This is a genomic window from Alcaligenes faecalis (assembly GCF_009497775.1).
In the GTDB taxonomy this organism is placed as follows: Bacteria; Pseudomonadota; Gammaproteobacteria; order Burkholderiales; family Burkholderiaceae_B; genus Alcaligenes; species Alcaligenes faecalis_D.
Genome location: NZ_CP031012.1, coordinates 2,588,265 through 2,608,584, shown reverse-complemented (window position 1 = coordinate 2,608,584; position 20,320 = coordinate 2,588,265). Strand labels below are relative to the sequence as shown.

The 20,320-nt window shown below is 57.1% G+C and carries 20 protein-coding genes; 19 read left to right on the top strand and 1 reads right to left on the bottom strand.

Annotated elements, in window-relative coordinates; translation table 11 throughout:
• Positions 1–15: 15 nt before the first annotated feature.
• The 15 genes from orn (at position 16) to DUD43_RS12060 (ending at position 14,286) form a co-directional block, all read left to right on the top strand.
• The gene (orn, locus tag DUD43_RS12130; protein WP_153230490.1) at positions 16–561 is read left to right on the top strand and encodes an oligoribonuclease; all 546 of its coding nucleotides are present in this window, start codon (positions 16–18) and stop codon (positions 559–561) included.
• Between the two features lie 288 nt (positions 562–849).
• Complete coding sequence (gene paaA / locus DUD43_RS12125) at positions 850–1,842, top strand: 1,2-phenylacetyl-CoA epoxidase subunit PaaA (protein ID WP_153230489.1); 993 nt, start codon at positions 850–852, stop codon at positions 1,840–1,842.
• A 94-nt stretch (positions 1,843–1,936) separates the two neighbouring features.
• Positions 1,937–2,221: a 1,2-phenylacetyl-CoA epoxidase subunit PaaB gene (gene paaB, locus DUD43_RS12120; protein WP_153230488.1), complete on the top strand. Its 285-nt coding sequence runs from the start codon at positions 1,937–1,939 to the stop codon at positions 2,219–2,221.
• Between the two features lie 8 nt (positions 2,222–2,229).
• Positions 2,230–2,994 carry a 1,2-phenylacetyl-CoA epoxidase subunit PaaC gene (paaC, locus tag DUD43_RS12115; protein ID WP_153230487.1) on the top strand — a complete coding sequence of 255 codons (765 nt, stop codon included), beginning with the start codon at positions 2,230–2,232 and terminating at the stop codon, positions 2,992–2,994.
• 5 nt (positions 2,995–2,999) lie between these two features.
• Complete coding sequence (paaD, locus tag DUD43_RS12110) at positions 3,000–3,500, top strand: 1,2-phenylacetyl-CoA epoxidase subunit PaaD (RefSeq protein ID WP_042482208.1); 501 nt, start codon at positions 3,000–3,002, stop codon at positions 3,498–3,500.
• 4 nt (positions 3,501–3,504) lie between these two features.
• On the top strand, positions 3,505–4,587 hold the full coding sequence (gene paaE / locus DUD43_RS12105; RefSeq protein WP_153230486.1) for a 1,2-phenylacetyl-CoA epoxidase subunit PaaE: 1,083 nt from the start codon (positions 3,505–3,507) through the stop codon (positions 4,585–4,587).
• Between the two features lie 83 nt (positions 4,588–4,670).
• Positions 4,671–6,335 carry a phenylacetic acid degradation protein PaaN gene (gene paaN, locus DUD43_RS12100; RefSeq protein WP_153230485.1) on the top strand — a complete coding sequence of 555 codons (1,665 nt, stop codon included), beginning with the start codon at positions 4,671–4,673 and terminating at the stop codon, positions 6,333–6,335.
• A 14-nt stretch (positions 6,336–6,349) separates the two neighbouring features.
• Positions 6,350–7,141: a 2-(1,2-epoxy-1,2-dihydrophenyl)acetyl-CoA isomerase PaaG gene (gene paaG / locus DUD43_RS12095; RefSeq protein ID WP_042481663.1), complete on the top strand. Its 792-nt coding sequence runs from the start codon at positions 6,350–6,352 to the stop codon at positions 7,139–7,141.
• Positions 7,141–7,602, top strand: a complete 462-nt coding sequence (paaI, locus tag DUD43_RS12090) for a hydroxyphenylacetyl-CoA thioesterase PaaI (protein WP_153230484.1) — start codon at positions 7,141–7,143, stop codon at positions 7,600–7,602. Before paaG ends, paaI begins: the two co-directional genes overlap by 1 nt.
• A gap of 73 nt (positions 7,603–7,675) precedes the next feature.
• Entirely contained in the window at positions 7,676–8,989 is a 1,314-nt protein-coding gene (gene paaK, locus DUD43_RS12085; protein ID WP_153230483.1) for a phenylacetate--CoA ligase PaaK, read from the top strand.
• A 132-nt stretch (positions 8,990–9,121) separates the two neighbouring features.
• Entirely contained in the window at positions 9,122–9,580 is a 459-nt protein-coding gene (acpS, locus tag DUD43_RS12080) for a holo-ACP synthase (RefSeq protein ID WP_042481654.1), read from the top strand.
• Positions 9,577–10,632: a beta-N-acetylhexosaminidase gene (gene nagZ, locus DUD43_RS12075; protein WP_035272713.1), complete on the top strand. Its 1,056-nt coding sequence runs from the start codon at positions 9,577–9,579 to the stop codon at positions 10,630–10,632. Before acpS ends, nagZ begins: the two co-directional genes overlap by 4 nt.
• On the top strand, positions 10,595–12,418 hold the full coding sequence (gene uvrC, locus DUD43_RS12070) for an excinuclease ABC subunit UvrC (protein ID WP_153231623.1): 1,824 nt from the start codon (positions 10,595–10,597) through the stop codon (positions 12,416–12,418). Before nagZ ends, uvrC begins: the two co-directional genes overlap by 38 nt.
• 39 nt (positions 12,419–12,457) lie before the next feature.
• Entirely contained in the window at positions 12,458–13,030 is a 573-nt protein-coding gene (gene pgsA, locus DUD43_RS12065) for a CDP-diacylglycerol--glycerol-3-phosphate 3-phosphatidyltransferase (protein ID WP_026482947.1), read from the top strand.
• Positions 13,031–13,035: 5 nt separating this feature from the next.
• Positions 13,036–14,286, top strand: a complete 1,251-nt coding sequence (locus DUD43_RS12060; protein WP_137430209.1) for an MFS transporter — start codon at positions 13,036–13,038, stop codon at positions 14,284–14,286.
• A gap of 174 nt (positions 14,287–14,460) precedes the next feature.
• Here the strand turns inward: DUD43_RS12060 and queF are convergent, their stop codons facing one another.
• Positions 14,461–15,288, bottom strand: coding sequence for an NADPH-dependent 7-cyano-7-deazaguanine reductase QueF (gene queF / locus DUD43_RS12055; RefSeq protein WP_153230482.1), 828 nt, complete (start codon positions 15,286–15,288; stop codon positions 14,461–14,463).
• Between the two features lie 308 nt (positions 15,289–15,596).
• Here queF and aceA point away from each other — a divergent pair, with 308 nt between their 5' ends.
• The 4 genes from aceA to ccoN all read left to right on the top strand — a co-directional run bounded on the left by aceA (position 15,597) and on the right by ccoN (position 20,318).
• Positions 15,597–16,904, top strand: a complete 1,308-nt coding sequence (gene aceA, locus DUD43_RS12050; RefSeq protein ID WP_009455950.1) for an isocitrate lyase — start codon at positions 15,597–15,599, stop codon at positions 16,902–16,904.
• Positions 16,905–17,491: 587 nt separating this feature from the next.
• On the top strand, positions 17,492–18,460 hold the full coding sequence (locus tag DUD43_RS12045) for a hypothetical protein (protein ID WP_051316227.1): 969 nt from the start codon (positions 17,492–17,494) through the stop codon (positions 18,458–18,460).
• 1 nt (position 18,461) lies between these two features.
• Positions 18,462–18,647, top strand: a complete 186-nt coding sequence (gene ccoS / locus DUD43_RS12040; protein ID WP_153230481.1) for a cbb3-type cytochrome oxidase assembly protein CcoS — start codon at positions 18,462–18,464, stop codon at positions 18,645–18,647.
• A 183-nt stretch (positions 18,648–18,830) separates the two neighbouring features.
• The gene (gene ccoN, locus DUD43_RS12035; RefSeq protein WP_153230480.1) at positions 18,831–20,318 is read left to right on the top strand and encodes a cytochrome-c oxidase, cbb3-type subunit I; all 1,488 of its coding nucleotides are present in this window, start codon (positions 18,831–18,833) and stop codon (positions 20,316–20,318) included.
• Positions 20,319–20,320 lie beyond the last annotated feature (2 nt).

Sequence of the window (20,320 nt, the reverse complement as noted above, 5' to 3'; positions counted from 1 at the left end):
TTGAGGAATGATTATATGGCGGTTCATACACAGCGTCTGGTCTGGCTCGATATGGAGATGACAGGACTGGATCCGGACAAAGAGCGCATCATCGAAGTTGCGGTCGTGGTAACAGAAGCAGACTTGACCCTGGTGGCTGAAGGCCCGGTTTTGGTGGTTCATCAAAGCAATAAACTGCTGGATGGCATGGACGCCTGGAACAAGGGGACGCATGGCCGCAGCGGCCTGATCGACAAGGTCAAAGCTTCCACCTTGACTGAAGCGCAGGCCGAGGACCAGTTGCTGGAGTTCCTGAAAGAGCACGTACCGGCTGGCAAGTCGCCCCTGTGTGGCAACACCATCAGCCAGGACCGCCGTTTCATGTACCGCTACATGCCCCGCCTGGAAGCTTTCTTCCACTACCGCAATCTGGATGTCAGCACGCTCAAGGAGCTGGCTTTGCGTTGGAAGCCTGAAGTGGTTAAAAGTTTCGTCAAGCAAAGCCGCCACGAGGCCCTGGCCGATATTTACGAGTCCATTGACGAGCTGAAGCACTACCGCGAGCACTTTATCCGTCTGTAAACGGGAAGGGCAGGCCAAGCGGGTGTTGCGCTGGCCCCGGCAAGCTCCGTGATCGGGCTGCATGCTTTACGTGGGGGCGCATTGGCAGGATCAAAACCGAGGATAGCGATTTGTCGCTCCTCGGTTTTTTTACGTCTAAGTATTTACCCTTAAAGTATCTGTTCTGGGGTCATATGATACGGATTTACGATTGACATCACATTTTTCGTATTAAATAATGAAGTGTATATGGTTTGCGTCGAAACAAAATTTGTTTGGGCGCTTTCAGCACTCTTACCGGGGATGGTCATGTATGCACAACTTGTAGAGACAGGCGTCAAGCAGGTCCAGGATATCGAGCAGATGTCCGACGAAGAGCGTCGGTTTCAAGAGCGCATCGATGAGGGTGTCCGCATCGAAGCCAGGGACTGGATGCCCGAAGCCTATCGCAAAACCTTGGTGCGCCAGATTTCTCAGCACGCGCACTCCGAGGTTGTCGGGATGCTGCCTGAAGGCAACTGGATTACCCGCGCCCCTTCGCTCAAGCGCAAAGCCATCTTGATGGCCAAGGTGCAGGACGAGGCCGGTCACGGTCTGTACCTGTACAGCGCTGCCGAAACCCTGGGCGTAGGCCGTGACAAGCTGGTCGACGACCTGCTGTCGGGCAAAGCCAAGTACTCCAGTATTTTTAATTACCCCACACTGAACTGGGCCGACATCGGCATGATCGGCTGGCTGGTTGACGGCTCGGCCATCATTAACCAGATTCCGCTGTGCCGTTGCTCCTACGGTCCTTACGCCCGTGCCATGGTGCGTGTGTGCAAGGAAGAATCCTTCCACCAGCGCCAGGGTTACGACCTGCTGCTTCAGATGTGCCTGAATGGCACGCCCGAGCAAAAGGCCATGGTTCAGGATTCCATCAACCGCTGGTGGTGGCCTGCCTTGATGATGTTCGGTCCTTCGGATGCGGACTCCACCAACAGCGCCCAATCCATGCAGTGGAAGATCAAGCTGTTCTCCAACGACGAACTGCGTCAGAAGATGGTGGACCAGACTGTGCCTCAGGCCGAGTACCTGGGTCTGACCATTCCTGATCCTGATCTGCGCTGGAACGAAGAGCGTGGTCACTACGACTTTGGCGAGATCGACTGGGAAGAATTCTGGGCAGTGATCAAGGGCAATGGTCCCTGTAATCGTGAGCGACTCGAAGCCCGAGTCCAGGCCCACGAGAACGGCGCCTGGTTCCGTGATGCACTGGATGCACATGCCCAAAAGCAGGAAGCCGTCCGCAAGGTGGCCTGATCAATAAGGCTAGGAAACCAGCACGGTTTCTGATTCGATCCGATTCGCAGCAGGTGCTTTGACAGCGCCGCTGCACAGCAAGGAATTTTCAGTTATGAGCAAGAACGATTGGCCCCTGTGGGAAATTTTCATTCGCAGCCAGCACGGTCTGGCCCACAAACACGTAGGCAGCTTGCACGCTCCGGACGCCGAAATGGCCATCAACAATGCCCGTGATGTGTACACCCGCCGTAACGAAGGCGTGAGCATCTGGGTCGTGCGTGCAGCAGATATCGCTGCCTCCAGTCCTGGTGACAAAGGCCCGCTGTTCGAGCCTTCCAACACCAAGGTCTACCGCCATCCTACGTTTTTCCCAATGCCTGACGGCATCAATATGTAGGAACTGGTATGGACAAAGCCTTGTTTTCCTACGCCCTGCGCATGGGCGATTCCAACCTGGTGCTGGCACAGCGTCTGGGTGAGTGGACTGGTCACGGCCCGGCTCTGGAAGAAGAGCTGGCCTGTGCCAATACCGCACTGGACCTGTTGGGTCAGGCCCGTATGTGGCTGACACTGGCAGGCGAGACCGAAGGTCAGGGCCGTGACGAAGATCGTCTGGCTTATCACCGTGATGTCCACGAGTACGCCAACTACCTGTTGGTTGAGCGTGTGAATGGCCATTACGGCGACACTCTGGCACGCCAGTTCCTGTTTGATGCCTGGCATTGCTTCTTGCTAGAGCAATTGGTCGAGTCCAGCGACGAGCAGATTCGTGCCATTGCCCAGAAGGCACACAAAGAAGTGCTGTATCACCTGCGTCGCTCGACCGATCTGATCGTGCGCCTGGGTGACGGTACGCCCGAGAGCCATCAGCGCATGCAAAAAGCGATTGATGACGCCTGGTTCTACCTGGGTGAACTGTTCCTGGATGACGAGGTCACCGAGGAACTGGCTCAGCGTCAGGCCGTGCCCTTGATGGCCAGCCTGTGGCAACCTTGCCTGGAGTACATCCAGAATGCGCTGGAGCGCGCGACCCTGCGTTGCCCGGCCGAACAGGATGCTCAGCACAAGGCCTACCGTGGTGGCCCGCAAGGCCGTCACACAGAAGCGTTAGGGTTTCTGTTGGCAGAAATGCAGCATCTGCCACGTATGTATCCTGACGCCACTTGGTGATTGCCATGACACAGACCTGGAGCACCGAGCAGGTCATGCAAGTGCTGGCCACGGTTCCAGACCCGGAGATCCCCGTGATCTCCTTGCTGGACCTGGGCATTGTGCGTGACGTGAGTTGGGAGCAGGGCGTGTGTGTGGTCACCATCACACCGACCTACTCCGGTTGTCCGGCGATGTACGAGATGAGCCACTCGATTGAACAGGCCTTGCAACAGGCCGGTATCGAGCAGGTTCGGGTGGATACGAAGTTGTCACCGGCCTGGACGACCGATTGGATGAGCGAGCAGGGCAAGTTGGCCTTGCGCGACTACGGTATCGCTCCTCCGGCCCAAAGTGCGGTTGATATTTCTGGTTTGCTGCGTCAGCCCGAGGCGCCCGTGGTGGCCTGTCCTCAATGCGGCTCCACGCATACACGGGTGATCAGCCAGTTTGGCTCTACACCCTGTAAGGCGCTGTATCGCTGCATCAGCTGCGGTGAACCATTCGATTACTTTAAGGCGCATTAGTCCTATGAGTCAGTTTTATTCTCTTCCTGTGGCCTCGGTCTCCCGCAGCACCCGCGACGCCGTGGTGGTGGCCTTTACCGTGCCCGACGATTTGCAGGATGTGTTTCAGTTCCGCCCCGGTCAATACCTGACCTTACGCACCCATCTGGACGGCCAGGAACTGCGCCGCTCCTATTCGATCTGTGCGGCTCCGCACGACCGTTTGCTGCGCGTGGCGATCAAGCGCGTCAATGATGGTGCCTTCTCTACCTGGGCTAATAGTCACCTGGAAGCCGGTGCTTCCCTGGAAGTGATGCCACCGGATGGCAACTTCACTGTGGACTTTGATCCCAGCCAGGCTCACCGTTACGCCGCCTTTGCGGTCGGTAGCGGCATTACCCCGATTCTGTCGCTGGTGAAAACCGCGCTGGATACCGAGCCCCAGTCGACCTTCACGCTGTTTTTCGGTAACCGTGCCTCCTCGGCCATCATGTTCCGCGAAGAGATCGAGGACCTGAAAAACACCTATATGGAACGTTTCTCCATCGTGTATATCATGAGCCGGGAAACGCAGGATATTGACCTGTTCAACGGTCGTCTGGACGGTGAAAAAGTACGCCAGCTGATGCAGCAATGGTTCGATCCCGCCAGTGTGGATGTGGCCTTTGTCTGCGGTCCCCAGGACATGAGCGAGCAGGTGGTTGCCGCCTTGCAGGAAAACGGCCTGGCAAAATCCCAGATCAAGTTCGAGCTGTTCGGTGCCCCCAAAGGCCCACGTGCCTTGCGCACGGGCGAAGAGTCGCGCAAGGCTCCGGGCAAGGAAGAGTGCGAGCTGACCGTGATTCAGGACGGTATCACCCGCAACCTGACCATCAGCAAGAGCAACAGCAGTATTTTGGATGCGGCGCTGGAGCAAGGGCTGGAATTGCCTTACTCCTGTAAAGGTGGGGTTTGTTCCACCTGCCGTTGCAAAGTGGTAGAGGGCGAAGTGGACATGGACGCCAACTTTGCACTGGAAGATTACGAAGTAGCCCGCGGTTTCGTGCTCAGTTGTCAAAGCTTCCCGGTGACCGACCGGGTGGTCATCGACTTCGATCAGGAAACCTAAGACCGCAGCAAACAAGCGGTTTTTCAAGAATCTGGACGCCGGCTTCCCAGCTTGGCGTCCTACTAGTTTCAGGAGCACATTGTATGGCAGCAGATTTTTTCAAGACGCATCAGGCGACGCTGGATCAAGCTTTGAGCAGTATTCTGGAGCGCAACTTCTGGAGCGCTTACCCTGAAAATCCCAGCCCGCGCGCCTATGGTGAAACCGCGGCTCAGGATGGTCAGGCTGCTTTTGAAGCCTACCGCGGCAAAGCCTTTCCTTTGGCGCTGGAAGGCGCACAAGGTGAAGTGGGCAATGAGCAATCGCCTTTTGGTTTTGATCTGGGCATCCGCTACCCCAAAGTGCCTGTGGATCAACTGCTGGCCCAGTCGCAACTGGCGCTGGACAGCTGGCGTGACGCTGGCCCACAAGCCTGGGTTGGTATCTGCCTGGAAATCCTGCATCGCTTGAACCAGCGCAGCTTCGAGATTGCTCACGCTGTGCAGCACACCACGGGTCAGGGCTTCATGATGGCCTTCCAGGCTGGTGGCCCTCACGCTCAGGAACGTGCGCTGGAAGCCGTGGCCTACGCCTGGCAGGAAATGTCCCGTATCCCCGGTCTGGTTGACTGGATCAAGCCCCAGGGCAAGCACGATCCCATCCAGATGAAGAAGCAGTTCAAAGTGGTGCCCCGTGGCATTGGTCTGGTGATTGGTTGCTCCACCTTCCCGACCTGGAACGGTTACCCCGGCCTGTTTGCTTCCCTGGCAACCGGCAATACCGTAATTGTGAAGCCGCACCCTGGCGCAATCCTGCCTTTGGCCATTACCGTTGCGATCGCCCGCGAAGTGCTGGCCGAAGCCGGTTTCAATCCTAATGTGGTTCTGCTGGCCGCCCACGAGCCATCGGAAGACACCGCCCAGCAACTGGCCATGAACAAGGCCGTCAAGCTGATCGACTTTACCGGCAGCAGCCAGAACGGTAACTGGCTGGAAGAAAATGCCCGCCACGCTTTGGTCTACACCGAAAAAGCCGGTGTGAACCAGGTCATTATCGATTCGGTTGAAGACTTTAAGGCTGTTGCCCGCAACCTGGCTTTCTCCTTTGCGCTGTACTCCGGTCAGATGTGTACCGCTCCTCAGAACATCTACGTGCCTCGCGACGGTATCCGTACGGCCGACGGCGTGATGAGCTTTGATGAAGTGGCTCAAGGCCTGGCTCTGGCGGTGCAAAAACTGGTGTCCGATCCGGCCCGTGCCGTTGAGATCACCGGCGCCGTGCAAAACGAAGCGTGCGCACGGCGTATTGATCAGGCTCGCCAGCTGGGCATGCCTATCCTGGCTGACAGCCAGACGCTGGAACACCCCGCATTCCCCGGTGCCCGCGTACGCACACCGCTGGTCTTGCAGGCCCGTGTGGACCAGCCCGAGATCCAGCAAGAATGGTTCGGCCCCATCGTGTTTGTGGTGCAAACCGATTCGACCGAGCAAAGCATTGAAGTGGCAGGTCGCAACGTGATTGAGCACGGTGCACTGACCTTGTCGGCTTACAGCACCGATGATGCTGTGACTGCCAAGATCCAGCGCATGGCCGAGCGTTCCGGCGTGTCCCTGTCCCTGAACCTGACCGGCGCTGTGTTCATCAACCAGACCGCAGCCTACAGTGACTTCCACGGCACTGGCGCCAACCCGGCCGCCAACGCATCCCTGTCGGATTCGGCCTATGTCGCTAACCGTTTCCGTGTCGTTCAGACTCGCTGGCATTTCTAAAGGAGGGTGGCCAGGTGACTGACCAAAGTATTCAATTTCAGCTGGAAAATGGCGTAGCACGCATCACCTTGAATCGTCCCGACAAGCTCAACAGCTTTACGGCCGACATGCACGGTGAGCTGGCTCAGGCCCTGGATAAAGTGGAACAGTGCGCGGATCTGCGCGTGCTGATTCTGACGGGTAATGGCCGTGGCTTTTGTGCTGGCCAGGACTTGTCCGAGCGCCAGATGAGCGCGGGTGATGCACCCGTGGATCTGGGTGGCACCATCGAGAAATACTACGCACCGCTGGTGCGTCGCCTGCGCGCGCTGGCGGCCCCTGTGGTGGTGGGGGTCAATGGTGTGGCCGCTGGTGCCGGGGCCAACCTGGCTCTGGCCGGCGACATCGTGATCGCCACTCGCTCGGCCAGCTTCATCCAGCCTTTCTGCCGTCTGGGCCTTTTGCCCGATACCGGCGGTACTTTCTTCTTGCCGCGTCTGGTGGGTACAGCACGCGCCATGGGCCTGTCTTTGCTGGGCGATAAGCTCTCGGCCGAGCAGGCTGCTCAGTGGGGCCTGATCTGGGAATGTGTGGATGACGACGCGTTCCAGGCTCGCCTGAACGAGCTGGCCGCCCACTTTGCCCAGGCTCCGACCAAAGGTTTGGCCTATGCCAAGAAAGCGATTTATGCCAGTGATGCCCATTCGCTTGATCAACAGTTGGATCTGGAACGCGACTTGATGCGTGAACTGGGTGCATCCGAGGATTATCGCGAGGGTGTTAATGCATTCCTGGGCAAACGTGCCCCCCAATTCAAAGGAAAGTAATGCAAAGCAACGCACTTGCTGTTGAAGACCCACAAGCGCTGGCCCAACAGGTCAGCGAGCATATGTATGGCAATGACCAGGCCTCTCAGGGCCTGGGCCTGAGCCTGGACAGCGTGGCACCGGGTGAGGCCAATATGAGCATGACGGTGCGCGCCGACATGCTCAACGGCCACAAGACCTGTCACGGCGGTTTCATTTTTGCCTTGGCTGACAGCACATTTGCGTTTGCCTGCAATTCTCGCAATGCACCGACTGTTGCGTCCGGTTGCACCATCGATTACCTGGCACCTGCTTTTGAAGGGGATGTCCTGACGGCTCGCGCTGTCGAGGCCTCCCTGGCAGGCCGCACCGGTGTTTATGACATCGAGGTGGTCAACCAGAACGACAAGCGCATTGCCTTGTTCCGTGGGCGCTCGTACCGGCTGAATGGCACGGTATTGGGCGGGATTGAAAAAAAATAACTTTTGACGATACATACCCTGTAGACCCGGGGGGGTCGGTAGTACCACACCAGCGGCAGGGCAGGAGTACACCATGACAGCAATTAAAGAACAGGTTGGCCGCGATGCCATCGAGCATGCAAGTGTTGACGAAATCCGTAACTTGCAACTGGAACGTCTGAAATGGACGTTAAAGCATGCTTACGACAATGTGCCGCATTACCGGCAGAAATTTGATGAAGCGGGCGTGCACCCCGACGATTTGAAGCAATTGTCGGATATTTCCAAGTTCCCCTTCACGACCAAGCAGGACCTGCGTGACAACTACCCCTTCAAGATGTTTGCGGTTCCCCGCGAACAGGTAGCACGCGTTCATGCTTCCAGCGGCACCACGGGCAAACCGACCGTGGTTGGCTACACCGCCAAGGATATTTCCACCTGGGCGGACTTGTTTGCCCGTTCCATGTGGGCGGCCGGTGCCCGTCCGGGTGATATTGCCCACGTGGCTTACGGCTACGGCCTGTTCACCGGCGGTCTGGGTGCGCACTACGGTGCCGAGCGCCTGGGTTGTACCGTGGTCCCCATGTCCGGTGGTCAGACTGAAAAACAAGTTCAGCTGATTCAGGATTTCCGTCCCGACGTGATTCTGGTTACCCCCTCGTACTTCTGCAATATCGTGGAAGAGATCGAGCGTCAGGGCATGGACCCACGCGATACCTCCCTGCGTATCGGTATTTTTGGCGCTGAGCCCTGGACCGGCCAGATGCGTCTGGATATCGAGCAGCGCGCTGGCATCGACGCCGTGGACATCTACGGCCTGTCCGAAGTGATGGGCCCTGGCGTGGCCATGGAGTGCGTGGAAAGCAAGGACGGCCCAGTAGTGTGGGAAGACCATTTCTACCCGGAAATCATCAACCCTGAAACCGGCGAGCCTGTGGCCGAGGGTGAAAGCGGTGAACTGGTCTTTACCTCGCTGAGCAAAGAAGCCATGCCCGTCATCCGCTACCGCACTCGCGACCTGACACAGCTGTTGCCACCCACTTCGCGCAGCATGCGCCGCATCGGCAAGATCACTGGCCGCAGCGACGATATGCTGATTGTGCGTGGTGTGAACCTGTTCCCGACCCAGGTCGAAGAACTGGTTCTGAAGATGCCTGAGCTGGCTGCCCAATACCAACTGGTTCTGAGCCGTAACGGCAATATGGACGAGCTGGAAATTCTGGTGGAAGTGCGTGCCGAGTTCAATCATTTGAACGAAGCCCAGCGCGAGCAACTGGCTCGTCGTTTGACTCACTCCATCAAGACCTTTATTGGCGTCAGCGCACGTATCCGTGTGCAGTCCTCCGGCATGGTCGAGCGTACCGTGACCGGCAAGGCCAAACGTGTGATCGACAAGCGCGCGTTCTAAGTCGGCTTGCTTGAAGTCGAAAAAAACGGCTCTGCTCTGGCAGGGCCGTTTTTGTATTCTGCGCTCTCACGGTATCATTGCAAGCTGGTAGGCGGCCCAGGCCGTTTTCGCTGTATTTTTTCTGATGACATCATGCCCCCAATACCGTCCGGTTTGATTGCCGGCATCGGCACCGACCTGATCCGTATCGAGCGGATCGAGCGCGCCTTGGCTCGTCATGGTGATCGCTTTGTAAAGCGCATCCTGGGCGAGCAGGAGCGGGAAGTTTACGCCCGCCGTCAGGCACGCGATCCGGTGCGCGGCCTGCGCTATCTGGCCACCCGTTTCGCGGCCAAGGAAGCCTTTTCCAAAGCGGTAGGGCTGGGTATGCGCATGCCTATGGCCTGGTCGCGCATGCAAACCCTGAATGCGCCCGGTGGCCGCCCGATGGTGCGCCTGTCAGCGGATCTGCAAAGCTGGTTTGATGCCCGTTTCGGGGCCGTTCATATTTCCCTGACTGATGAATCCGATATGGCCATGGCCTTTGTGGTGCTGGAAGCCAAAGCGCCTGCCATTCCTTCCTTATCCTTAGCTGAGTCTGACACTAAATGAGTTCTTCCTCGCAAGCAGTACTGCCTCCGGGCCCGGTCATGGTGGACGTGCAGGGCATGGTCCTGACGGATCAGGAGCGCGAGCGCCTGCGCCATCCGCTGGTCGGTGGCGTGATCCTGTTCAGCCGCAACTTTGAAAATCGTGCTCAGTTGACCGCCCTGTGCCAGTCCATTCACGAAGCCCGTGATGAGCCTTTGCTGATCGCCGTGGACCACGAGGGTGGCCGCGTGCAGCGTTTCCGCGAGGACGGCTTTACCACGCTGCCCGCCATGAGCCAGTTGGGTCAGTTGTGGACACGCGATGCCGTCAAGGCCGCTGCGGTGGCCGCCGATACGGGCTATGTGCTGGCGGCCGAGCTGCGCGCTTGCGGCGTGGACATGAGCTTTACGCCGGTGCTGGATCTGGACTGGGGTGTCAGCAAGGTGATTGGTGATCGCTCTTTCCACCGTAATCCCCGCGCCGTCTCCATGTTGGCTGCAGGCTTGATTCGTGGCTTGAACAAGGCTGGTATGGCCGCTTGCGGCAAGCATTTTCCCGGTCATGGCGGTGTAGAGGCGGATTCGCATCACGAAATCCCCGTTGACGACCGTACCCTGGAAGAGATTTTGGACGAAGACGCCGCCCCTTACGGCTGGCTGGGCACCTTGCAGTTGCCTTCCGTGATGCCTGCGCACGTGATCTACTCCAAAGTAGACCCGCTGCCAGCCGGCTTTTCGCCGTACTGGATTCAGCGCGTGCTGCGCAAGGCCCTGGCCTATGACGGCGTGATTTTCTCCGACGACCTGACCATGGAAGGCGCCACCGTTGTGGGTGATATCCTGGCACGTGCTCAGGCCGCTCTGGGTGCTGGTTGCGACATGGTGCTGGTCTGCAATCGCCCTGATCTGGCCGACGATTTGCTCTCGCGCCTGGATTTCACGATTTCCGAGGAATCGCAAAACCGCATTCGTCGCCTGATGCCTACGACGCCAGCCTTGGATTGGGACGCTTTGCAAGCGGATGAACACTATCAATATGCCCGCGGACTTCAATCTAAAATCCTATCTGTCTGATCTGCCGAATCTGCCGGGCGTGTACCGGCATATCGACGATCAGGGCGAGGTACTGTATGTGGGCAAGGCGCGTGACCTCAAGCGCCGTGTCAGCTCGTACTTCCAGAAAACGCTGAGCAGTCCCCGTATTGCCCATATGGTGGCGCGTGTTGCGCGCATCGAGGTAACCGTTACCCGCAGCGAGGCCGAGGCCTTGCTGCTGGAAAACAACCTCATCAAGCGTCTGCGGCCGCGCTACAACATTCTTTTCCGGGATGACAAGTCCTACCCCTACCTGATGATCAGCGCCCACCAGGCGCCTCGTATTGCCTATTACCGGGGCAGTACCAGCGGGAAGGGGCATTTCTTCGGCCCGTATCCCAACTCCTGGGCGGTGCGTGAGACCATTCAGATCCTGCAGCGGGTGTTCCGTTTACGGACCTGTGAGGACAGCGTCTACGCCAACCGCAGCCGTCCCTGTTTGCTGCATCAGATCGGACGCTGTTCGGCCCCCTGTGTGAACCTGATTTCGACCGAGCAGTATCAGCTGGATGTGCAGCGCGCCATCAGTTTTCTGGATGGTAATACGGCGGAAATTCTGGGCGAGCTGCAAGAGCGCATGATGCAGGCCTCTGATGCCCTGGACTTTGAGCAGGCGGCGGCCCTGCGTGATCAGATGAAAGCCTTGTCGGCCGTGCTGCAGCAGCAAAGCATGGAGCAGGTGGGCAAGGAAGATGTAGACATTATTGTGGTGCTGAACGCGGGCGGTAAGTTCTGTGTGAACCTGGCGATGGTGCGCGGTGGCCGTCACCTGGGCGACCGCGCTTTCTTCCCCACACAAATCAACGATGACACTCCCAGTGATGTGTTGGCGGCGTTTATCGCCCAGCACTATCTGGAGCGCCGCATGCCGCCGGTTCTGGTCTGTTCGCACGCTTTGCCTGATGCGGACCTGATGCCGCTGCTGGCCGAGCAAACCGGCGTGAAGGCGCGCGTTGTGGTGCGCCCGCAAGGGGTACGCAAGATCTGGCTGGAGCAGGCCACCAAGAACGCCGGTCTGGCACTGGCCCGCGTGCTGAGCGAATCCACCGCCCGTGCAGATCGAACCCGAGCCCTGGCCGAAGCGCTGCAACTGGACCTGGATGAGGCTCAGCTCGACACCCTGCACATCGAATGTTTCGATATCAGCCATACAGCAGGGGAGGCCACCCAGGCCTCCTGTGTGGTTTATAAACACCACGAGATGCAGAACTCGCTTTATCGCCGCTACAACATTGCCGGCATCACGCCGGGCGACGATTACGCAGCCATGCGTCAGGTGCTGAACCGACGTTTCTCGCGGGTTGCCGAAGGTTTGGCGCCTTTGCCCGATATCGTTCTGATCGACGGCGGCAAGGGCCAGGTGGAAATTGCCCGTCAGGTTTTTGTGGAGCTGGGCCTGGATATTCATGTCCTGGTCGGCGTTGCCAAGGGTGAAAAGCGTAAAGTAGGTCTGGAAACCCTGGTGTTTGCCGATGATCGCCCGCCGGTGGCTTTGGGTGTGGAGTCTGCGGCATTGATGCTGGTCGCCCAGGTGCGTGATGAGGCGCACCGTTTTGCCATTACGGGCATGCGTGCCCAACGTGCCAAAACGCGCAATGTGTCACGCCTGGAAGATATTGACGGGATTGGCGCCAAACGGCGTCAGCGTCTGCTGGCTCGCTTTGGTGGTTTTAGCGGCGTTGCGGACGCAAGTATTGATGAGCTTAGTGCGGTTGATGGAATATCCACTGAACTGGCCGAACGCATTTATCATGCTTTACGATAGGCGAGAGCCTCTGTTTTAAATTAGGTTGGTATCCAAGCTATGCCTTTTAATCTGCCCATAGCCCTGACGTGGCTTCGCATCGTTCTGATTCCCTTGATCGTCGCCCTGTTTTATCTGCCAGCGGATTGGCTGAGCATGGAAACACGCGATCTGTGGGCCGCTTCGGTGTTTATCGTGGCCGCCGCAACGGATTGGTTTGACGGCTGGCTGGCTCGCCGCTGGAACCAGACTTCCTCATTCGGGGCCTTCCTGGACCCGGTTGCGGACAAGCTCATGGTCAGCGCCGCCTTGCTGGTTTTGCTGGATCTGGGCCGCGTGGATGCCTTTATCGCCCTGATTATTATTGGCCGCGAAATCACCATTTCGGCATTGCGGGAATGGATGGCCAAGATTGGTGCCAGTGGTAGTGTGGCAGTTCATCGCTTGGGTAAATTCAAAACCGCCGCGCAAATGGTTGCCATTCCTTGTCTGCTGTACTGGTCGCCCGTCATGGGCTTGCCGACACGGATCATTGGGCAAGCCCTGATTATTGTCGCCGCGGTCCTGACGGTCTGGTCCATGTGCTACTACTTGCAGAAGGCCTGGCCGGAGATCAAGAAAAAGCAACTCTGAGACAAATGGCTAATTCATCAACAACGACGCTGGATGGGGCGGGGCCCGACGGCTCACAGGACTGGCGGGTTATTGGCGTTATCGGTATCGCACACGCCAGTTCGCACTTCTTTCAGCTGATTCTGCCCACACTGTATATCTCCCTGGGCCAGGAGTTCGGTTACGACTTCCTGACCCTGGGTGGCCTGGTCACCACTTTCTACCTGGTGTCCTGTTTTGGGCAGGCTTCTTCCGGTTTTCTGGTTGACCGCATCGGCGCCTTGCCGGTCCTGAAGGTGGGCCTGTCCTGTTTCGTGGTGGCGGCCTTGCTGATCGGTACGGCCAATGGCTATGGCATGTTGCTGGCGGCAGCCTTGATTGGTGGCGTGGGCAATGCCGTGTTTCATCCGGTGGATTATTCCATCCTGAATCATCGTGTCAGCCCGGCTCGTTTGGGCCACGCCTTTAGCGCGCACGGTTTGACGGGAAATCTGGGCTGGGCCTTGACGCCGGTCTTTATCACCACACTGACCATCTACTTCAACTGGCGCGTCGCCGTATTGTCGGCGGCAGCCTTGATTGCAGCTATTCTGGTGCTGGTTCTGATGAACCGGGATGCCCTGGCAGGGCGCACGGCCTCGGGAGCAGCGCCTGCACGTCCGCAGGCCAAGGAGTCGGTCTGGACGACTTTGTCTACCTTGCTGTCGCGTCCTTCCTTGTGGGGCGCCTTCCTGTTCTTTGCTTTTGCTACCGCAGCGATGGCCGTAGTACAGAACTACACCATCCCCATGCTGCACAACACCTATGGCATTGATAAGGTGACGGCGGGTACGGCCTTGTCCGGCTTCATGCTGGCTTCGGCCGCAGGCATGTTTGTGGGGGGCTTCATTGCTTCCACGACACCGCGTTCTGAATTGATTGTGTTTGTGTCGCTGTGCGTATCGGGGGCTTTGTTGCTGGTACTGGGCGCAGGCTGGGTTATGCCTTCGCTGGCCTTGTTCGTGGTGGGGGCGGCTGGCTTCTGCTCGGGCATCGCCTCGCCATCGCGGGACATGCTGATACGCCGTGTCACCCCCAAAGGGTCTACCGGCGCGGTATACGGCCTGGTGTATTCGGGTATGGACGTGGGCTCTTCTCTGGCGCCAGTCGGCTTTGGTTTGCTGCTGGACGTGGGTTTGACCCAGGCCCCATGGTACGGCGCAGCCATCGGGTATTGGACTGCGGCTGGCTTGGCGGTATATGTGGCCTCTACCGTAAGCCGCGCGACCAAATCCTGATCTGCTCGATGCTATTCATGGCCTCTCAGACGGCCATAAAAGAAAACCCCAAAAACACGATAGGTTTTTGGGGTTTTGTCTTGCTCGACCTTACAGCAGGGCTCTTCCAGTTGTGAATCCGGAAAGACGTATTCGCCTTTCCGGTTCAAGCATCTCTCTATAGCTATATAGAGATCACTGACGAGCCAGTCGAGGTTCTTCTACGCTATCCGCATGGCTGCTGCGCCAGGGGTTGATATCCAGGCCGCCACGGCGGGTATAACGCGCGTACACCAGCAAACGCTCTGGTTGGCAACTTTGCTGAATATCGCTGTAGAGACGTTCCACACAATGTTCATGGAACTCGGTGTGACGGCGCAGCGAAACGATATAGCGCAGCAAGGAAGCCGGGTCAATCTGCGGGCCGGTATAACGCACTTGCACGCTGCCCCAATCGGGTTGGCCGGTGACGGGGCAATTGGACTTGAGCAAATCAGAGACCAGGGACTCGGTCACGATGGGGGCGTCTGGCAGGCATTGCAGCAAGCCGCTTTGTGGCGTGTAGTCCTGAATGCTGATGTCCAGCTCATCAATGCAGTGGCCTTCCAGCTGGCTGATCGGCTGACCGTTCAAGGCGCCAAGCGGAATTAGCGTCACATTAACGGCGGCACCGGCAACAGCGCTCAAGTCTTGCTCCATGCGCTGTACAAGGCTGGCCATGTCTTCTATCACTTCATCATTGAACGAGTTCAGATACAGCTTGAAGGACTTGGACTCGATGATGCGTGGGCTATTCCAGGGAATGACAAAGCGTGCCAGGGCGACGACGGGCTTGCCTTTGGGATTGAGCCAGGAGATCTCGTAACCGTTCCAGATATCGGCGCCATGCCATTGTTCGGGAACCTGAAGCGTCTGGCGGTTCAGGGAGCGTTCAATGCCAAACAGGACACTGGGATCGTACTGTGTGGGATAAACCACATCATGTCCAAGAGGCGAGTCTTTAAGAGGGGAGGTGTTGCTCATTGGCGGGTACTGCAGAAATAAAACAGGAAACCGGTGCAGCGAGCAGGCGCTCACCGGGCGGTATAAAGGCGATTATCCCACATTGTGAAATCCTTGTCTCAGTATGCAAAAAACGGCTGTCGCGCCGCACAGTTTTTCATTTCACAAACAGGTAAGTCGTTTCATATCTCGAAATTAATTATTCATCTATATGATTTTAAACAAAAAAATAATTACTCTTATATAAGATAGAAAACATGGTTGCGGTGCAGCATTTGGGTAGACTGTAGTCATCTTGTTCACTGTTAAATCCATCTTAGGAGTCCATCATGAATGCTCGAGAAACTGAGATCCGCAATTTGCAAAAACGCTGGGCAGAAGATCCACGCTGGCAAGGTATCAAGCGTGGTTACACCGCTGAGGAAGTGATTCGTTTGCGTGGTTCTCTGGTCGAGGAGCACACTCTGGCTCGCCGTGGCGCTGAGCGTCTGTGGCAGTCCATCAATCAGGAACCCTTTGTGAATGCACTGGGTGCCTTGACGGGTAACCAGGCCATGCAACAGGTCAAGGCCGGTTTGAAAGCGATTTACCTGTCGGGTTGGCAAGTGGCTGGCGACGCCAACAGCGCTGGCGAAATGTACCCTGACCAATCGCTGTACCCCGTTAACTCGGTGCCATCCGTGGTGCGTCGCATCAACAACTCCCTGGCCCGCTGTGATCAGATCCAGTGGATGGAAGGGGTGAATCCGGGCGACGAAGGCTACGTGGATTACTTCGCTCCTATCGTGGCCGACGCAGAAGCCGGTTTCGGTGGTGTGCTGAACGCATTTGAACTGATGAAAGCCATGATTGTGGCGGGCGCTGCAGGCGTTCACTTCGAGGACCAGCTGGCTTCGGCCAAGAAATGTGGTCACTTGGGTGGCAAAGTGCTGGTACCCACTCGTGAAGCCATCTCCAAGCTGGTGGCTGCTCGTCTGGCTGCCGACGTTCTGGACGTTCCCACGATTCTGGTTGCCCGTACCGATGCGGACGCAGCAGACCTGATCACCAGCGATGTGGACGAGTACGATCGCCCCTTCATTCTGGACGAGCGTACGGTTGAAGGTTTCTACCGTACCCGTGCCGGTCTGGATCAAGCCATTGCCCGTGGTCTGGCCTATGCTCCTTACGCCGACCTGGTCTGGTGCGAAACTTCCACTCCGGATCTGGAATACGCTCGCCGCTTTGCGGAAGCCATCCACCGTCAGTTCCCTGGCAAGCTGCTGTCCTACAACTGCTCGCCATCGTTCAACTGGAAGAAGAACCTGGACGACGCCACCATTGCCAAGTTCCAGCGCGAGCTCGGTGCCATGGGCTACAAGTTCCAGTTCATCACCCTGGCTGGTTTCCACGCACTGAACTACGGCATGTTCGAACTGGCCCACGGCTACGCCCGCAACCAGATGAGCGCCTTTGTTCAACTGCAGGAAAAAGAGTTCGCCGCTGCACCACTGGGCTTTACCGCTGTGAAACACCAGCGCGAAGTGGGTACAGGCTACTTTGACGCTGTCACGCAGACAGTTGAAGCCGGTAAGTCCTCGACGACCGCACTGGCCGGCTCCACCGAAGCCGAGCAGTTCGCGCCCTCCGAGGCATAAGCAGGACAGGGAAGGGTAGATAGCCCCTTCTCTGGTTGCAGGCAGCCCACCGTACGCTCCAGTCGGTGGGCTGCTTTTTATTTGGGCGCTGGTTTTTGCTTAAAAGCTACATATTTCAAATATCAAATTTAAAGACTTGATATTTGATGAAAACGGTTTTGAACAGGCTTGGTAAGCACAGAAAAGAAAGGCGGAAAACAGGCCCGAAAAGGCTTGCAAAGCGGGTAGCAAGACACGCCTGTTTTTAAATTCAGGGTTCAAGTTTTCGTGAATTGATTTGCATTCACAGAGCGACCTTATTTCGTCATGAAAAGTCTTGATAATCAAGGCATTCTCATAGGGAAAAGGCGTGGTAGACTTTGGCCGCGCAAGGGACGAATAGCCAGTGCAAAATCGTTGTCCTGCCTTGCGGATGGGAATAAAAAAAAGGCTGCCAATAAGCAGCCTTGAAAGCATTGAACAGTTAGCGCCGCGTTGGGGGGGTAACGGCCTGAACAAGATGCATAAGGACAACGATATAGGATCGAAGCAAAGTCGTATTGATTTAAATCAAGAATGAAGAAATATCAGTGGCTTATAGTCCTTCCATGCGCGCATATTCGATTTTTTCTCTTCCAAAGCCCCTCACCGATGAGCAGCGGTCGCGTCGACGACACACACTAGCCCGTTTGGGCCTGTCCTGGCTGGCTGCCATGCAGGTGATGATGTTTGCTTTCCCCGGCTATATGCGCTCCTTCAGCACCCGCGCTGAAGATATTGAATCCCTCTCGCAAGTCATTGTGCTCATGAACTGGGCGGGCCTGTGCCTGACCATGCCAGTCGTGCTGTACTGTGCCTGGCCCATCTTGAAAGGCGCGGTCAAAAGCTTGTCCGAAGGCCGTGTCGGCATGGATGTGCCGGTGGCCCTGGGCATTGTTGGCGCCTTCCTGCCCAGCGTCTATAACACCTGGACCCAGCAGGGCGAGGTGTACTACGACTCGGTCACGATGTTCGTGGCCTTTTTGCTGACCGCCCGTTATCTGGAGCTCTGTGCACGCCAGTCGGTAACGCAGTCTGCATCCCATGACCTGATCGAACGTTTTCGCCAGTCCGTGACGGGTCATGCCAATACCCTGGCATTCTGGTTTGTCAGCATTCAGCTGGTACTGGCCGCTGCCTTTGGTCTGGTCTGGTACTGGATGGACCCTTCGCATGTCGTGCCCGTTGTGGTCGCCATGCTGGTCATGAGCTGTCCCTGTGCCATGTCCATGTCGGTTCCTTCAGCCGTCGCTTCAGCGCATGCCGGCTTGCTGGCCCGACCTGCCAAGAATGAATTTGAAGTTGTACAACTGACCCAGCAAACCGGCCGCATCGCCCGTCAGAACCTGTACGGTTCGATTGTCTGGCATTTGCTCATGACTCCCCTGGCAGCCTTGGGCATTGTGGCCCCCTGGCTGGCAGCCGTCAGCATGCTGGTGTCCTCTTTGGCCGTAGCGGCCAACTCCTGGCGCATCTATCGCAGCCGCACCCGTGAGGTGCCGGCCCAGTGGACCGGTCCAGCAGCAAGGCAGGGCTGATATGTTTGGCTCTTTGCTGGTCCTGATCCCCATCTCCATTTTTCTGGTCATTGTCATCGGTATCTCTTTCTGGTGGGCAATTTTTGCCGGTCAGTTTGAAGATACGGGCAATGCGGCTGATTCCATCTTGCTGGACGACGACTCCACCGCGGGTCTGTCGGGAGCAGAGCGTCCACCCGATTCCTGATACCTGCCAATTTTGTTTTTTAGCCCTGCAAATGGTCGGCGACACACAGTCTGCGGGGCGGAAACACGCGCGAGCGCGTGCTTTCCGAAGTTTTTTGATAAGCATCAAGTAGCGGATTACCGACTTGCTGGATGATGTAGCTTGTTGTCGCTTGTATTAACAATGTTTGTTTAGGGGAAGCAAATGGGCACTTCCGATGCAGTCGGAAATAACGCCGAAGTCTTCAATTACGGGATTGTGAGGCAGTTCGCCATCATGACCGTATTTTGGGGCGTCATCGGCATGGCAATAGGCCTTTTTATTGCCTTGCAGTTGATTTGGCCAGAACTCAATTTCGACACACCGTGGCTTAGTTTTGGACGTCTGCGTCCACTGCATACGAACGCTGTGATTTTTGCCTTTGGTGGCACCGGCTTGTTCGCGACATCCTACTATGTCGTGCAGCGTACCTGTCAGGCCCGTTTGTTCTGCGACAAGCTGGCAGCCTTCACTTTCTGGGGCTGGCAAGCTGTGCTGGTGGCTGCGGTCATTACCCTGCCTATGGGTTACACCAGCTCCAAAGAGTACGCCGAACTGGAATGGCCCATTGACATCCTGATCACGCTGGTCTGGGTGGCTTACGCCATTGTGTTCTTTGGCACGATCGTCAAGCGCCGTGTACGTCACATTTATGTGGCCAACTGGTTCTTTGGCTCCTACATCGTCACCATCGCTGTACTGCACATTTTCAACAACCTGGAACTGCCAGTCAGCTTCATGAAGTCCTACTCGGCCTACGCCGGTGTGCAGGACGCCATGGTGCAGTGGTGGTACGGCCATAACGCCGTGGGCTTTTTCCTGACCACGTCCTTCCTGGGCATGATGTACTACTTCATCCCCAAACAGGCCAACCGTCCCATCTACTCCTACCGCTTGTCCATCGTCCACTTCTGGGCCCTGGGCTTTACGTACATGTGGGCAGGTCCTCACCACTTGCTGTACACCTCCTTGCCAGACTGGACCCAGTCTCTGGGCATGACTTTCTCCCTGATTTTGCTGGCTCCCTCCTGGGGCGGCATGATCAACGGCATCATGACCTTGTCGGGTGCCTGGCACAAGCTGCGTACTGACGCGATCCTGAAGTTCATGGTTGTGGCTCTGTCCTTCTACGGTATGTCCACCTTTGAAGGCTCCATGATGGCTATCCGTACGGTGAACGCGCTGTCGCACTACACCGACTGGACCATTGGTCACGTGCACTCCGGTGCGCTGGGCTGGGTTGCCATGATTACCTTCGGTTCCCTGTACTACCTGATCCCCCGTCTGTACGGCCGTACTGAAATGGCTCGTCCTCGTCTGATCGACCTGCACTTCTGGCTGGCTACCCTGGGCGTGGTGCTGTATATCGCCGCAATGTGGATTGCCGGTGTGATGCAAGGTCTGATGTGGCGTGCTACCGGTGTTGATGGCACCTTGACGTACAGCTTTGTGGAAGTCGTGAAGGCTACTTACCCCTTCTACGCAATCCGTGCTTTGGGCGGCGCCTTCTTTGTGGCCGGTATCTTGCTGATGTCCTGGAACGTGTTCCTGACCGTTCGTGCAGGTCAGAAAGGTATCAACCCTGTTGTGCCCCTGAAAAACCCGGATGCCCGCGACCCAGCGCTGGTTGGTCCAACCACTTTGCTGGCCTAAGG

Bases quoted from the DNA above. Each gene is read 5' to 3' on its own strand.
- paaI (WP_153230484.1), top strand. From the start codon at position 7,141: ATGCAAAGCAACGCACTTGCTGTTGAAGACCCACAAGCGCTGGCCCAA.
- ccoS (WP_153230481.1), top strand. From the start codon at position 18,462: ATGTTTGGCTCTTTGCTGGTCCTGATCCCCATCTCCATTTTTCTGGTC.
- paaB (WP_153230488.1), top strand. From the start codon at position 1,937: ATGAGCAAGAACGATTGGCCCCTGTGGGAAATTTTCATTCGCAGCCAG.
- paaK (WP_153230483.1), top strand. From the start codon at position 7,676: ATGACAGCAATTAAAGAACAGGTTGGCCGCGATGCCATCGAGCATGCA.
- queF (WP_153230482.1), bottom strand. From the start codon at position 15,288: ATGAGCAACACCTCCCCTCTTAAAGACTCGCCTCTTGGACATGATGTG.
- DUD43_RS12045 (WP_051316227.1), top strand. From the start codon at position 17,492: ATGCGCGCATATTCGATTTTTTCTCTTCCAAAGCCCCTCACCGATGAG.
- paaE (WP_153230486.1), top strand. From the start codon at position 3,505: ATGAGTCAGTTTTATTCTCTTCCTGTGGCCTCGGTCTCCCGCAGCACC.
- nagZ (WP_035272713.1), top strand. From the start codon at position 9,577: ATGAGTTCTTCCTCGCAAGCAGTACTGCCTCCGGGCCCGGTCATGGTG.
- uvrC (WP_153231623.1), top strand. From the start codon at position 10,595: ATGCCCGCGGACTTCAATCTAAAATCCTATCTGTCTGATCTGCCGAAT.
- aceA (WP_009455950.1), top strand. From the start codon at position 15,597: ATGAATGCTCGAGAAACTGAGATCCGCAATTTGCAAAAACGCTGGGCA.
- paaC (WP_153230487.1), top strand. From the start codon at position 2,230: ATGGACAAAGCCTTGTTTTCCTACGCCCTGCGCATGGGCGATTCCAAC.
- DUD43_RS12060 (WP_137430209.1), top strand. From the start codon at position 13,036: ATGGCTAATTCATCAACAACGACGCTGGATGGGGCGGGGCCCGACGGC.
- ccoN (WP_153230480.1), top strand. From the start codon at position 18,831: ATGGGCACTTCCGATGCAGTCGGAAATAACGCCGAAGTCTTCAATTAC.
- orn (WP_153230490.1), top strand. From the start codon at position 16: ATGGCGGTTCATACACAGCGTCTGGTCTGGCTCGATATGGAGATGACA.
- paaA (WP_153230489.1), top strand. From the start codon at position 850: ATGTATGCACAACTTGTAGAGACAGGCGTCAAGCAGGTCCAGGATATC.
- paaD (WP_042482208.1), top strand. From the start codon at position 3,000: ATGACACAGACCTGGAGCACCGAGCAGGTCATGCAAGTGCTGGCCACG.
- paaN (WP_153230485.1), top strand. From the start codon at position 4,671: ATGGCAGCAGATTTTTTCAAGACGCATCAGGCGACGCTGGATCAAGCT.
- acpS (WP_042481654.1), top strand. From the start codon at position 9,122: ATGCCCCCAATACCGTCCGGTTTGATTGCCGGCATCGGCACCGACCTG.
- pgsA (WP_026482947.1), top strand. From the start codon at position 12,458: ATGCCTTTTAATCTGCCCATAGCCCTGACGTGGCTTCGCATCGTTCTG.